Consider the following 12389-nt stretch of genomic DNA (forward strand, 5'->3'; position numbering starts at 1 on the left):
AGCGAATGTTCAGACCGTTATCGATCTTTATCGGCACGCGCTATACCCGCGCCAAGCGCCGCAATCGCTTTGTTTCGTTCATTTCGATGACCTCGATGATCGGCCTCGCCCTCGGCGTGCTGGCGATGATCGTGGTGTTGTCGGTGATGAACGGCTTCCAGCGCGAAATGAGCTCGCGCATCCTCGGCATGGTGCCGCACGCGACCATCGTTGGCGTCAAGCCGATCGATGACTGGCAGCCGGTCGCCGCCGCCGCGATGAAAAATCCCGAAGTGACTGCCGCCGTGCCGTTCACCGAGATGGAAGGCATGCTCTCCTACAAGGGCTTGATGCAGCCGATCCAGATCAGCGGCGTCGATCCGGCGCAGGAAGGCAAGGTCTCCATCGTTGCCCAGCACATAGTGCAGGGCCGTCTGGATGCCTTGAAACCTGGCGAGTTCGGCGTGGTGATTGGTGAAATCACCGCACGACGTTTCCGCCTCAATGTCGGCGACAAAATCACCCTGATCGTCCCGGAAGTCAGCACCGCGCCGGGTGGCATCACCCCGCGTATGCAGCGACTGAACGTGGTCGGCGTGTTCAAGGTTGGCGCCGAACTGGACGGCTCGATGGGCCTGATCCACGTCGCAGACGCCGCGACCATGCAGCACTGGGAGCCGAATCAGGTACAGAGCGTGCGTCTGGCAGTGAAAGACCTGTACGCCGCGCCGAAAGTCTCCTCGGAAATTGCCGCCGGGTTGGGCGCCGAGTTCAAGGCTGACGACTGGACCCACACCCAGGGCAGCCTGTTCAGCGCGATGAAAATGGAAAAAACCATGATCGGCCTGCTGTTGCTGATGATCGTCGCGGTGGCGGCATTCAACATCATCGCGACCCTGATCATGGTGGTGAACGACAAGGGCGCGGACATCGCGATCCTGCGCACCATTGGCGCCACGCCACGGCAGATCATGGCGATCTTCATGGTGCAAGGCACGGTGATCGGTATTGTCGGCACGATCATTGGCGGCGTGTTGGGCGTGATCGCCGCGCTGAATGTCAGTCAGATCGTGGGCTGGATCGAGCGAGTCAGCGGGCAGCATATCTTCAGTTCTGATGTGTATTTCGTCAGCAATTTGCCATCGGAATTGCAGGGCGGGGATGTGCTGTTGATTTGCTCGGCGGGCTTTATTCTGAGCTTCCTGGCGACGGTGTATCCGGCCTGGCGGGCGGCGAAGATCGAGCCGGCTCACGCGCTGAGATATTCGTAAGCGACTCCATGCTCGTTCCCACGCTCTTCGTGGGAATGCCTCAACGGACGGTCCGCGTTCGGCTCTGGAAGGGACGCGGAGCGTCCCGGGCTGCATTCCCACGCAGAGCGTGGGAACGATCAGGTTCGAGGCAACTCAATCACAAACCGCGTCCATCCCGCCTCTGATTCGCAATGAATCTGCCCACCATGGGCGCGGACGATGGACTGAGTAATCGCCAATCCCAATCCCGCATGCTCACTGCTACCTTCCTGTCGCGCCGGATCGGCCCGATAAAATCGATCAAACAGGCGTGGCAACAACTCCGCAGAAATCCCTTCGCCACTGTTCTCGACTGAAATGCGTACCGCATTCGGTTGATCAACGATCCGCAAGCTCACATAGCCCTCAGCCGGGGTAAACCGCAGCGCGTTATCCAGCAGATTCGACAAGGCCCGGCGCAACATACTGCGATCACCCTTGATCTGCGCATTGCCCTCACGGCTCAGCTTGACCCCGGCGTCCTCCGCCAGCGGCGCAAAAAACTCCAGCAGCAGATCGGTCTCATCCGCCAATTCCAAGGGTTCACGCTTGGGCATCAGCAAGCCGTGATCAGCCTTGGCCAGATACAACATGTCGTTGACCAACTGCGCCATCCATTGCAGTTCTTCGAGATTGCTGTGCAGCGCCTCGCGGTAATCCTCGATTGGCCGTGGGCGGGTGAGGGTGACTTGAGTGTGGGTCAGCAGGTTCGACAGCGGGGTGCGCAGTTCGTGGGCGATGTCGGCGGAAAACGCCGAGAGCCGCTGAAACGAGTCGTCGAGGCGTGCGAGCATGGCGTTGAAGCTGTGGGCCATTTCCGCAAGCTCGGGCGGCATTTGCGCTTCCGGCAGTCGGGCGTTCAACGATTGAGCGGAAATCCCACGGGCGACAGCGCTCATGCGCCGCAACGGACGCAAGCCGCTGCGTGCGGCCCAGGCGCCGAGCAAAGCGGTGGCCAGCGCTGACAGCCCGACCGTTAGCCAGATCAGGTGCTGCATGCGTTGCAGGAAATGCTGGTGATGGGTGATGTCCAGCAGCAAGGTCAATTGCGGTGAATCGGCTTTTTCCGGGTAGAGCGCGGCGTTGAGCACGCGATAGTCGGTGCCGTCGTGACTCACGGTCGACAGGCCGGATGCTGGCGGCAAATCCTTGGGGATTTGCGTCGAACTGTCGTACCAGCGTTGGCCGTCACTGCCAGTGATGCGCAGCGACAGGTCGGCCTGACGACTCAGCTCATCGGCCAGCCGTGTCTCGCGTTGCGCGGGTTGAACATCCTGCAAGGCGCGGCGCAGGCCAATCAGCTTACCGTCCAATTGCTGTTGGTCGAGTTCGATAAAGTGCGCCTCGCTGGCGCGATTGAACAGCACGCCGGCAAACAGTGAAACCACGGCGGTGCAGGCGGCAAACAACAGGGCCAGGCGCGAACTCAGGGACAAACGACGCATCAGGCGCCACGCTCTTCGAGCACGTAACCCATGCCGCGCACGGTGTGGATCAGTTTATTGGGGAATTCGTCGTCGATCTTCAGGCGTAAACGGCGGATCGCGACTTCGATGACATTGGTGTCGCTGTCGAAATTCATGTCCCAGACTTGCGAGGCGATCAGCGATTTCGGCAGCACTTCGCCCTGCCGACGCAGGAGCATCTCCAATAGTGCGAATTCCTTGGCGGTCAGGTCGATGCGCTGACCCCTGCGTTCAACCCGGCGGCGGATCAGATCCAGACGCAAATCGGCCAGTTGCAGGCTGGTTTCCTGCGGTGTGGCACTGCCGCGCCGCAACAGGCTGCGCACCCGCGCCAGCAGTTCGGAGAAGGCGAAGGGCTTGACCAGATAGTCGTCGGCACCGAGTTCGAGGCCATGAACCCTGTCTTCCACGGCGTCTTTGGCCGTGAGAAAAAGTACCGGCGTATCCAGCCCGGCGCTGCGCACTGCGTGCAGAATCTGCCAGCCACTGCGTCCCGGCAGCATCACGTCGAGGATCAGCAGCGCGTAATCGCCGCTCAGCGCCAGTTGCTGACCACTGTTGCCGTCGGCCACCAGTTCCGTATTGAACCCGGCCTCGGTCAGGCCCTGGCGCAGGTATTGGCCGGTTTTCGCTTGGTCTTCGACGATCAACAGTTTCATGGGCGACTCGGGTGGGTTCGGGGGTGTAGAAACTAAAGCTTTATACCGTGAGCGCAGGTGACAAACGCCAACCTGACAAAGTTGTAATCTGCCTGTCAGGTAGATGCCAGCGCCGGCCGGCTAAAGTTTCCCACAGGCTGAACCTTATCTTGTTGGAGAACGACCATGTTTTTACGCCAATCCCTGGCCATCTGTTTGTTGGCAATGAATTCGACGGCGTTTGCAGCTCCCGCGCACACCTACGATTTCGGCCAGCCAGCACCGGCCGCCAAAGCCTCGCGCAGCATTGAAGTGGTGATGGGCGATATGTCCTTCGATCCCAAGACCATTCAGATCAAGGCCGGTGAGACCGTTCGTTTTGTGCTGGTGAATAAAGGCCAGTTGTTGCACGAATTCAACCTCGGTGACGCGGCAATGCACGCCAAACACCAGCAGGAAATGTTGCAGATGCAGCAAAGCGGCATGCTCACGCCTACCGGCATGAAGGAAATGTCCCACGATATGGCCGGCATGGATCACGCAGCGATGGGCCATGGCATGAAGCACGATGATCCGAACAGTGTGTTGGTCGAGCCGGGCAAAACCGCCGAGCTGACCTGGACCTTCAGCAAGGCCACCAGTCTGGAATTCGCCTGCAATATTCCCGGGCATTATCAGGCGGGCATGGTCGGCAAACTGACTGTCAGTCAGTAAGCACTCAAAGGTGTGGGTAAAGGCTGGTAGAATCCGCTGATTATTCAGTCAGGTTTCCGCCATGCATCCCGCAGCCGAACATTCGCCGCTGGGCAAATCCAGCGAATACATCGCCACGTACACGCCGTCCCTGCTGTTCCCGATTCCGCGCACCGCGAAATGGGCCGAGCTGGGTCTGACCGCCGAAACCCTGCCGTATAAAGGTGTGGATTTCTGGAACTGCTTCGAGTTGTCGTGGCTGCTGCCGTCGGGTAAACCGGTGGTGGCGATCGGCGAATTCAGCATTCCGGCGGATTCGCCGAATATCATCGAATCGAAGTCGTTCAAGCTGTATTTGAACTCGCTGAACCAGACGGCGTTTGCCGACGTCACTTCTTTGGAAGCGACGCTGGTCAAGGATTTGTCTGCCGCCGCCGGCAAACCGGTCGGCGTGCGGGTTCGCAGTCTGAAGGACGTTGAAGCAGAAGGCGTTGTGGCGTTGCCCGGCGTGTGCATCGACGATCTGGATATCAGCGTCAGCAACTATGAGCATCCGCGCCCGGAACTGTTGCGTTGCGATGAGTCGCGGGTTGTCGAGGAGACGGTGTATAGCCATCTACTCAAATCCAATTGCCCGGTGACCAGTCAGCCGGACTGGGGCACAGTGGTGGTGGAATATCGTGGCTCGGCACTGGATCACGCCAGTTTGCTGGAATACATCGTCAGCTTCCGCCAGCACTCTGACTTCCATGAGCAGTGTGTGGAGCGGATTTTCCTTGATCTGCAGCGCTTGTTGAAACCCGAGAAACTCACGGTGTTTGCACGTTACGTGCGTCGCGGTGGTCTGGATATCAATCCGTATCGCAGCACCGAAAACGTACAGCTGCCGAACCACCGCCTCGTGCGTCAATAAAGATCAACTGTAGGAGTGAGCCTGCTCGCGATAGCGGTGTGTCAGCTGACGATGATGTTAACTGACACACCGCTATCGCGAGCAGGCTCACTCCTACAGGGGAACGCATTGCCAAAGTTGAAATGAAAAAGCCCTGCCAGTGATGGCAGGGCTTTTTGCGTTTCGGGGGGAGTCAGATCCCCATGCTGCCCAGCGCGTTGACGATATTGCGCAGGGTGCCGGCAATAGCCGGGTGTTCGACTTCGAAGCGTTCAACCGCCAGATTCACGCCATCGGCGATGCTGGCGTCTTGAGTGGCATTTTCCAGTTGAATTTCGGATTCAATTTGCGCCATCAGCACACGCAGGTCTTCACGTTCGACTTCCGACAGCGGTGGATTCTGCTCCAGCTGCTCGCGCAGGGTATCGAGCTGTTTTTGCAGTTCTTGGGCGGGCATGGTGGTTTCCTTTTATCAATAGGCACTGGCATTGACCGCAGCCGCGCGCCAAAGGTCTATGGCTGACCTTTAGATTAATCCACTCCCGGCAAACCTGCATGATCCCGATCAGGGCTTTTCGCCTTTGAGCCGGCGCAGGCTGATGTCCGCCAGGCAGGTGTCGAGTTCGCCCAAGTGATCGATGACCGAATGCACGCCGAGCCCGAATAGCTGCATCGTTGCCTTGCCACGCAACTGTTCGCGTTCTCTCTGGCTCAGCGCTTGCCATTCACCCGGCGCCAGGCCGCACAGCGAGCCGCAGGAGGCGAGGCCGATGGTCCACAACCCAGCGTTAAGGCCGGCCTGCAACAGGCGCGGCTCACCGCTGACCAATACGCAACCGTCCAGAACGCTGACGTTCAGATCCATCAGGGCCTGCCAGCAAGCGTTCGGCGCAGGCCATGGATTGATTGTTGCCGAATATTGCGCGGGTTTGATCCAGGCCGGTAGCGAGTTTGATAACGATTGGGCGAGGGCAGGGGACAGTTCATCCAGCCAGGCGCAGGGAATCTGCTGGCGCTGCAAACTGTGCAGGCTGTCGAGCGCGCCCGGCGTGGCCTCGGCATATTCGGGCCGGGCAATGGTATTTAGACGAGCGCGGGCACCGAAATCCACCAGACAGCCGCTGAGTCCAAACAGTACGGCGGTCAGGCTGGACGCGGCGACGGGCAAGGTTTCGGCATGTGACATGGCAACGTCCCTGAAATAGCGATAAGGCTAGTCATTCCAGGTGACAGTTGCGTGACGGCTATGTGAAACGCGGTGTGGGAGGCGTCCTACAACTTTGCACAATTGGCCGACTGTCCAAAAGGGCTTTTGCGCTTATACTAGCGGCCTTAATGCCCGGGCCCCGATGCCCGCGACAGTACAAATCCAAGGAGTTTTTCTATGCGCTGGAGCTATCCGCTCGCTCAGCTAAGTGTATGTGCCGGCCTGTTGCTGGCGCCGTTCGCCACTCAGGCGGCAACGGAAGAAGACCCTTGGGAAAGCGTCAATCGCCCGATTTTCCAGTTCAATGACTTCGTTGACACTTACGCGCTGAAGCCATTGGCCCAGGGCTATGAGTTTGTCACGCCGCAGTTCCTCGAAGACGGCATCCACAACATGTTCCGCAACGTCGGTGACGTCACCAACCTTGCCAACAACATCCTGCAGGCCAAACCGGCTGCTGCTGGCGTTGACACTGCCCGCCTGATCTTCAACACCACCTTCGGTCTGCTCGGTTTCTTCGATGTCGGCACCAAAATGGGCCTGAACCGCAGCGACGAAGACTTCGGTCAGACCCTCGGTTACTGGGGCGTAGGTAGCGGTCCGTACGTGATGCTGCCGCTGATGGGGCCGAGCACGTTGCGTGATGCGCCTTCCAAGTACGTCGACAGCTACACCGGGATGTACCGCTACATCGACCACGTGCCTACGCGTAACTCGATCTTCGGTCTGAACATCGTCGACACCCGCGCCAGCCTGCTGTCGAGCGAAAAGTTGATCAGCGGCGACAAGTACACCTTCATCCGCAACGCTTACTTGCAGAACCGCGAGTTCAAAGTGAAAGATGGCCAGGTCGAAGACGATTTTTAATCTCGACCGGTAAACACAAAGGCGACCTCAGGGTCGCCTTTTTTGTGTGTAGCTATTTCATCTTCAGGATGGTCAGGCCGAGCTTCTGGCCGCCGCCATCCTGTGGCCTGACCCAGACCACTTCGGTCTCGGCCTCAAGGCCGCTGAGTGCGGCGTGATCGGAGTCGATGCGCACGCTCAAACGATCACCAACCGCGAACTGGCGCGGTGCGTCGACCTGCATGCCACTGCTGGAGAGGTCGATGCAAACGCCTGAAACCTCATCGCCTTCATGAATCAACACGACATCGGCATCGACCCGCATGCGGATGAAATCGCGCTTTTCGCTGTAGTCCCGACTGGTTTGACTCATAGGTTCGTCCTTCCATTGGGTTACGGTTTGAGCTGTTCTTATAACTCTCGGTGATTTGACAAGTAAAGTCGTCAAGCGACCATCGGCGCATGCTTGAAACGCTCTGCGGATGGGAGTACCGTCTGCGCCTTAGAAGGGCACCTCTGGTGTAACCGCGTTTGCAGCCAATGCTCGAAAGCGGTGCAGTAGAGAGGCTAGAAAGCGAATCCAGTAGTCTGCGCAGGGCCAAATGCCCCGCCAACTACGCCAACCTAATTCTGGCGCCGTTTGCCCACATGCCAAAAACCAGTGCCACGCTGCTGATAATCGATGATGACGAAGTAGTGCGCGCGAGCCTCGCGGCCTATTTGGAAGACAGTGGTTTCAGCGTCCTGCAGGCCAGCAACGGCCAACAGGGTCTTCAGGTATTCGAGCAAGACACGCCCGACCTGGTCATCTGCGATCTGCGCATGCCGCAGATGGGCGGTCTCGAACTGATCCGTCAGGTCACCGAGCGATCGCCGCAAACGCCAGTGATCGTGGTGTCGGGTGCCGGCGTGATGAACGACGCGGTCGAGGCCCTACGCCTGGGCGCGGCGGACTACCTGATCAAGCCTCTCGAAGATCTGGCGGTGCTCGAGCATTCTGTGTGCCGGGCCTTGGATCGTGCGCGCCTGCTGGTGGAAAACCAGCGCTACCGCGAGAAGCTGGAAAAGGCCAACCGCGAGCTTGAGGCCAGCCTGAACCTGCTCCAGGAAGACCAGAACGCCGGTCGCCAAGTGCAGATGAACATGCTGCCGGAAAGCCCGTGGAGCATCGACGAATTCAAGTTCGCGCACCAGATCATCCCGTCGTTGTACCTGTCGGGGGATTTTGTCGACTATTTCCGTGTCGACGAGCGCCGGGTTGCTTTCTATCTGGCGGATGTATCCGGTCATGGCGCCTCTTCAGCATTCGTCACCGTGCTGCTGAAGTTCATGACCACGCGCCTGTTGTTCGAATCCAAGCGCAACGGCACTTTGCCGGAATTCAAGCCTTCGGAAGTCCTTGGTCATATCAACCGGGGGCTGATCAGTTGTAAGCTGGGTAAACACGTCACAATGGTCGGTGGAGTCATCGACGAGGAGACCGGTTTGTTGACCTATAGCATCGGCGGCCATCTGCCGTTGCCTGTGTTGTACACGCCTGACAGTGTTCGTTATCTCGAAGGGCGTGGTCTGCCGGTGGGCCTCTTCAATGAAGCCACCTACGAAGATCACGTGCTTGAGCTGCCGCCGACGTTCAGCCTGACGCTGATGTCCGATGGCATTCTGGATCTTTTGCCAGAACCTACGCTCAAGGAAAAAGAAGCCGCTTTGCCTCAACGGGTGAAGTCGGCGGGCGGCAGCCTGGATGGTCTGCGGCAAGTGTTTGGATTGGCCACGCTAGGGGAGATGCCGGATGATATCGCCCTGTTGGTGTTGAGCAGGAATCTTTAATGAGTACCGGTAGAATCCAGTTCGCCGAGCAGGACGGCACCTTCGTCCTGAAATTCGTCGGTGAAGTTCGCCTGACCCTGTGTTCGGCGTTGGATGCGACTATTGAGAAAATCTTCACCGCGCTGAATTTCAACGCGATCGTGATCGATTTGACCGAAACCCGCAGCATCGACAGCACGACGTTGGGCCTGCTGGCCAAACTGTCGATCCTGTCGCGGCAGAAGGTCGGCCTGCTGCCGACTGTCGTCACCACCCACGAAGACATCACCCGTCTGCTGCAATCGATGGGTTTCGAGCAGGTCTTCAACATCGTCAACCACCCGGTGCCATGCCCGGAGTGCCTGGACGACCTGCCGGATCAGGACCAGTCGGAAGAAGTGGTGCGGATCAAGGTGCTCGAAGCGCACAAGATCCTCATGGGCCTGAACGATTCCAATCGTGAAGCGTTCCACGATCTGGTGAATGCTCTCGAGCGGCATTGATTCGCTGAATTGAGGGTAGGCCCTGCTGGCCTCATCGCGAGCAGGCTCACTCCTACAGGGTTCTTCATTCGACACACAATCGCGATCAGACCACAGATCCCTTGTGGGAGTGAGCCTGCTCGCGATAGCGCCCGCAAGTACACTGAACATCTCCAGCAAACACAAAAAAGGGCGAACCTGTGAAGGTTCGCCCTTTTTGCATTTCAGAAAATCAAATCACAGCTTGGCCTGCAGCAGCGCCTCAAGCTTCTCCTGGTCGCGAGCAAACTGACGAATGCCCTCAGCCAGTTTCTCGGTGGCCATCGCGTCTTCGTTGGACAACCAGCGGAATTGCGCTTCGTTGAGGCTCAGACGGGCTTCACCGGCGTTGCCCGGGGCCAGTTTGCGCTCCAGCTTGCCGGTGTCGGCTGCCAGCTTATCGATCAGGTCCGGGCTGATGGTCAGGCGGTCGCAGCCGGCCAGTTGCTCGATCTGGTTGAGGTTGCGGAAGCTCGCGCCCATGACCACGGTTTTGTAGTCGTTGGACTTGTAGTAGTTGTAGATACGGGTAACCGACTGTACGCCCGGATCATCAGCGCCGGTGTAGTCGTTGCCGTTGGCCTTCTTGTACCAGTCGTAGATGCGGCCCACGAATGGCGAAATCAGGAACACGCCAGCATCGGCGCAAGCGGCGGCCTGAGCGAAAGAGAACAGCAGGGTCAGGTTGGTCTGGATGCCTTCCTTCTCCAGCACTTCGGCGGCGCGGATGCCTTCCCAGGTCGAGGCGATCTTGATCAGTACGCGATCACGGCCAATGCCGGCCTTGTCGTACAGCTCGATCAAGCGATGCGCGCGTTTCAGCACGGCGTCCTTGTCGAACGACAGGCGTGCATCCACTTCGGTGGAGATACGGCCCGGGATGACTTTGAGAATTTCCTGACCCACCGCAACGCCGAAACGGTCGCTGGCCAGGCCGACATCGCCCTTGCAGTCGCTGACGCAGGCGTTCAGCAGCTCGGCGTAGGCCGGAATGGCCGCGGCTTTGAGCAGCAGGGAAGGGTTGGTGGTGGCGTCGACCGGTTTGACCCGGGAGATCGCTTCGAAGTCGCCGGTGTCGGCAACTACGGTGGTGAATTGTTTGAGTTGTTCCAGCTTGGAAGTCATGGGCGTGCTCTGTCCTATGGGTCTGATGACATTACCCGAGCGCTGACAGCCACTCAAGGGCGGGTACGTGTATCGATGGCCCCTGCGGCAACAACCTGAAAACGATTGTTTGAAAGGTGGGGCGGGTTATCGATGAATACGATGCCAAAACGGCCAACAGGTTCAAAGTAACCGACCTGCGTACAGGCCGGTTGTGCATGCGCTACTGGGCGTTCAACAGGGCTTCAACGGACATACGTGCCGGTTTCGGCTGACCGTCAGAGGTCAGCAGGCCGAAGTTCTTCTCGCGATCGTTGCTGCCCGAATCACTGTTCTTCCATTCATAAATGGACGTCAGCGGGATGTTGAGTTTTTTAACATCGCCAATAAACGCGTTGATCTTGCTCGCTTGGCCCTCTGCACCGCCGTTGGAGGCCAGTGCCGAGATACCCCACTCACTGATGATTCCGGGCACATGAAAGTTCTGCTGAATGAAGTTCTGCGCGTTGCTGATCTGCGTAGCCGTCATGCCATAGGGGTGATAGGACACGGCGCTCAGGCATTTGGGGTATTCGTTGACGATGCGGCTCAATGCCACCGTTGAAGCAGAACCTGCGCTAGGTGGGCGGGCGAAACCGTAACCGACCACTGGCGTCGACAGCGGCTGTTCTTGCAGCCCCTTGCACACGCCGCTCATGAACGGCACAAACGTGGTGTCGAAATTGCGCGTCGGCCAGTAGGTTTCCAGGTCCGGTTCATTCCATAACTCGATCGCCACCAGTTGCGCGCTGTACGACTGTTGCAGCCCGGTCACAGCTTTGGCGAAACCTTCACCGGCAGTGGTCAGCTCGGCGCTCGATGTGGCGGGCAACGCCTTGATCGCGCGGACCGTCAGCAACACCGGCAGGCCCGCAGATTGCGCCGCCGCAAAGGCGTCGCTGACCTGTTTCTGATAAGCCTTGGCGGTCAGGCTGTCGCTCCACACACCGAAGCGGACAAAACCGAAGCCTGCCGATTTGATCTGCGCGGCGTCGGCGGCCGTGAAGTTCTGGATCTTCACTTGTACGCCGATGTTCTTCGCCGGAAGGTTGGGAAACAGTTCGCTGGCGTGAGCCTGAGTTGTAGCCCCGGCCACCATCAGTGCCAACGCGCCGAGTTTTTTGAGATGTGTTGTTTTCATGTCTGCTCTCCCGAAGAGAAGTGACAACTGCGAATAAATGATCTCGTTGCTCAATTTTCGAGTGAGGTGATGGCACTAAGTGCGCGAATGTTATTTTTTGTCGGAAAACAATCACGCGAAAATCACAGTTATTTTTAGTCCGCTAATTGTGGTTGGGGGGCTTTTAAACGCTGTGGTACTTAATGCTTCGGTACTAACAGGGCGAATCTATTTCCGAGTGAAGAAAGATCTGAGGGTTCATTAAATTGCTCTCGGGATGTTGGCCGTTTGACATTACACAGGAAAGTAAAACCTTGTTCAGAAAGATCCTTGTCGTTTGCGTGGGCAATATATGCCGTAGTCCGACGGCAGAACTGATGCTGCGTAACGCGCTGGCCCACTCAGCGATCACCGTCTCCTCCGCAGGCCTGTCGGCACGGGTTGGCGAGGGCGTCGAAGCGTCCGCCCGGCAAGTGCTCGAAGACCATGGCCATAACGCCGAAGGCTTCATCGCACGGCAACTGACCGCGGACATCGTCAATGAATCAGACCTGATTCTGGTGATGGAAAAACAGCATGTTAATCAAGTATTGAAGATTGCCTCTCATGCGAGGGGCAAAGTATTTCTGCTCGGCAAATGGCAGAGCGAGCGCGAAATACAAGATCCGTATCGTCAAGGCAAGGCCGCTTTTATTCATGCCCATGCATTGATTGAAGATGCTGTTAGCTCATGGGCACAACGCCTCGCGCGTTGATGAATATTCTTCAGATCAATGAATGGTA

The 12389-nt window shown here is 58.1% G+C and carries 14 protein-coding genes; 7 read left to right on the top strand and 7 right to left on the bottom strand.

All coding sequences use genetic code 11. From position 1 onward, the window contains the following. Positions 1 to 5: 5 nt before the first annotated feature. Positions 6 to 1250 (top strand): lipoprotein-releasing ABC transporter permease subunit, encoded by a 1245-nt coding sequence (locus ACOYXJ_RS18995; protein WP_150794820.1) that lies wholly within the window; start codon positions 6 to 8, stop codon positions 1248 to 1250. A gap of 119 nt (positions 1251 to 1369) precedes the next feature. Here the strand turns inward: ACOYXJ_RS18995 and ACOYXJ_RS19000 are convergent, their stop codons facing one another. Beyond that, entirely contained in the window at positions 1370 to 2716 is a 1347-nt protein-coding gene (locus tag ACOYXJ_RS19000) for a heavy metal sensor histidine kinase (protein WP_460370966.1), read from the bottom strand. Next, positions 2716 to 3396 carry a heavy metal response regulator transcription factor gene (locus tag ACOYXJ_RS19005; protein WP_460370968.1) on the bottom strand — a complete coding sequence of 227 codons (681 nt, stop codon included), beginning with the start codon at positions 3394 to 3396 and terminating at the stop codon, positions 2716 to 2718. Before ACOYXJ_RS19005 ends, ACOYXJ_RS19000 begins: the two co-directional genes overlap by 1 nt. Before the next feature lie 165 nt (positions 3397 to 3561). Here ACOYXJ_RS19005 and copI point away from each other — a divergent pair, with 165 nt between their 5' ends. Further along, the gene (gene copI / locus ACOYXJ_RS19010; RefSeq protein ID WP_460370970.1) at positions 3562 to 4089 is read left to right on the top strand and encodes a copper-resistant cuproprotein CopI; all 528 of its coding nucleotides are present in this window, start codon (positions 3562 to 3564) and stop codon (positions 4087 to 4089) included. Positions 4090 to 4150: 61 nt separating this feature from the next. Beyond that, positions 4151 to 4981, top strand: a complete 831-nt coding sequence (queF, locus tag ACOYXJ_RS19015; protein ID WP_460370972.1) for an NADPH-dependent 7-cyano-7-deazaguanine reductase QueF — start codon at positions 4151 to 4153, stop codon at positions 4979 to 4981. Positions 4982 to 5153: 172 nt separating this feature from the next. On the opposite strand, the gene ACOYXJ_RS19020 is transcribed toward queF, so the two are convergent. Both ACOYXJ_RS19020 and ACOYXJ_RS19025 read right to left on the bottom strand, forming a co-directional pair. Beyond that, positions 5154 to 5417 carry a DUF4404 family protein gene (locus tag ACOYXJ_RS19020; protein ID WP_077573823.1) on the bottom strand — a complete coding sequence of 88 codons (264 nt, stop codon included), beginning with the start codon at positions 5415 to 5417 and terminating at the stop codon, positions 5154 to 5156. 108 nt (positions 5418 to 5525) lie between these two features. Further along, the gene (locus ACOYXJ_RS19025; protein ID WP_460370974.1) at positions 5526 to 6146 is read right to left on the bottom strand and encodes an HAD family phosphatase; all 621 of its coding nucleotides are present in this window, start codon (positions 6144 to 6146) and stop codon (positions 5526 to 5528) included. Positions 6147 to 6344: 198 nt separating this feature from the next. Here ACOYXJ_RS19025 and ACOYXJ_RS19030 point away from each other — a divergent pair, with 198 nt between their 5' ends. Continuing rightward, positions 6345 to 7034: an MlaA family lipoprotein gene (locus ACOYXJ_RS19030; protein WP_038362262.1), complete on the top strand. Its 690-nt coding sequence runs from the start codon at positions 6345 to 6347 to the stop codon at positions 7032 to 7034. Positions 7035 to 7086: 52 nt separating this feature from the next. On the opposite strand, the gene ACOYXJ_RS19035 is transcribed toward ACOYXJ_RS19030, so the two are convergent. Continuing rightward, entirely contained in the window at positions 7087 to 7386 is a 300-nt protein-coding gene (locus ACOYXJ_RS19035; protein ID WP_460370977.1) for a PilZ domain-containing protein, read from the bottom strand. A gap of 275 nt (positions 7387 to 7661) precedes the next feature. On the opposite strand from ACOYXJ_RS19035, the gene rssB reads away from it, so the two are divergent. Together rssB and rssC are read left to right on the top strand one after the other, a co-directional pair. Then, entirely contained in the window at positions 7662 to 8843 is a 1182-nt protein-coding gene (rssB, locus tag ACOYXJ_RS19040; RefSeq protein WP_460370979.1) for a two-component system response regulator RssB, read from the top strand. Continuing rightward, positions 8843 to 9325 (top strand): anti-sigma factor antagonist RssC, encoded by a 483-nt coding sequence (gene rssC / locus ACOYXJ_RS19045; RefSeq protein WP_003226553.1) that lies wholly within the window; start codon positions 8843 to 8845, stop codon positions 9323 to 9325. The genes rssB and rssC overlap by 1 nt, the downstream gene beginning before the upstream one ends. A gap of 216 nt (positions 9326 to 9541) precedes the next feature. Here the strand turns inward: rssC and tal are convergent, their stop codons facing one another. Together tal and ACOYXJ_RS19055 are read right to left on the bottom strand one after the other, a co-directional pair. Further along, positions 9542 to 10468, bottom strand: a complete 927-nt coding sequence (gene tal / locus ACOYXJ_RS19050) for a transaldolase (RefSeq protein WP_102902254.1) — start codon at positions 10466 to 10468, stop codon at positions 9542 to 9544. A 202-nt stretch (positions 10469 to 10670) separates the two neighbouring features. Further along, positions 10671 to 11627: a glycoside hydrolase family protein gene (locus tag ACOYXJ_RS19055; protein WP_460370981.1), complete on the bottom strand. Its 957-nt coding sequence runs from the start codon at positions 11625 to 11627 to the stop codon at positions 10671 to 10673. A 293-nt stretch (positions 11628 to 11920) separates the two neighbouring features. On the opposite strand from ACOYXJ_RS19055, the gene ACOYXJ_RS19060 reads away from it, so the two are divergent. Next, complete coding sequence (locus ACOYXJ_RS19060; RefSeq protein ID WP_460370983.1) at positions 11921 to 12361, top strand: low molecular weight protein-tyrosine-phosphatase; 441 nt, start codon at positions 11921 to 11923, stop codon at positions 12359 to 12361. The last annotated feature ends 28 nt before the right edge of the window (positions 12362 to 12389 follow it).

Source organism: Pseudomonas sp. Tul2A7, assembly GCF_054790505.1.

Coding starts and splice junctions, on each gene's coding strand:
- ACOYXJ_RS18995 (WP_150794820.1), top strand. CDS start 6: ATGTTCAGACCGTTATCGATCTTTATCGGCACGCGCTATACCCGCGCC.
- ACOYXJ_RS19000 (WP_460370966.1), bottom strand. CDS start 2,716: ATGCGTCGTTTGTCCCTGAGTTCGCGCCTGGCCCTGTTGTTTGCCGCC.
- ACOYXJ_RS19005 (WP_460370968.1), bottom strand. CDS start 3,396: ATGAAACTGTTGATCGTCGAAGACCAAGCGAAAACCGGCCAATACCTG.
- copI (WP_460370970.1), top strand. CDS start 3,562: ATGTTTTTACGCCAATCCCTGGCCATCTGTTTGTTGGCAATGAATTCG.
- queF (WP_460370972.1), top strand. CDS start 4,151: ATGCATCCCGCAGCCGAACATTCGCCGCTGGGCAAATCCAGCGAATAC.
- ACOYXJ_RS19020 (WP_077573823.1), bottom strand. CDS start 5,417: ATGCCCGCCCAAGAACTGCAAAAACAGCTCGATACCCTGCGCGAGCAG.
- ACOYXJ_RS19025 (WP_460370974.1), bottom strand. CDS start 6,146: ATGTCACATGCCGAAACCTTGCCCGTCGCCGCGTCCAGCCTGACCGCC.
- ACOYXJ_RS19030 (WP_038362262.1), top strand. CDS start 6,345: ATGCGCTGGAGCTATCCGCTCGCTCAGCTAAGTGTATGTGCCGGCCTG.
- ACOYXJ_RS19035 (WP_460370977.1), bottom strand. CDS start 7,386: ATGAGTCAAACCAGTCGGGACTACAGCGAAAAGCGCGATTTCATCCGC.
- rssB (WP_460370979.1), top strand. CDS start 7,662: ATGCCAAAAACCAGTGCCACGCTGCTGATAATCGATGATGACGAAGTA.
- rssC (WP_003226553.1), top strand. CDS start 8,843: ATGAGTACCGGTAGAATCCAGTTCGCCGAGCAGGACGGCACCTTCGTC.
- tal (WP_102902254.1), bottom strand. CDS start 10,468: ATGACTTCCAAGCTGGAACAACTCAAACAATTCACCACCGTAGTTGCC.
- ACOYXJ_RS19055 (WP_460370981.1), bottom strand. CDS start 11,627: ATGAAAACAACACATCTCAAAAAACTCGGCGCGTTGGCACTGATGGTG.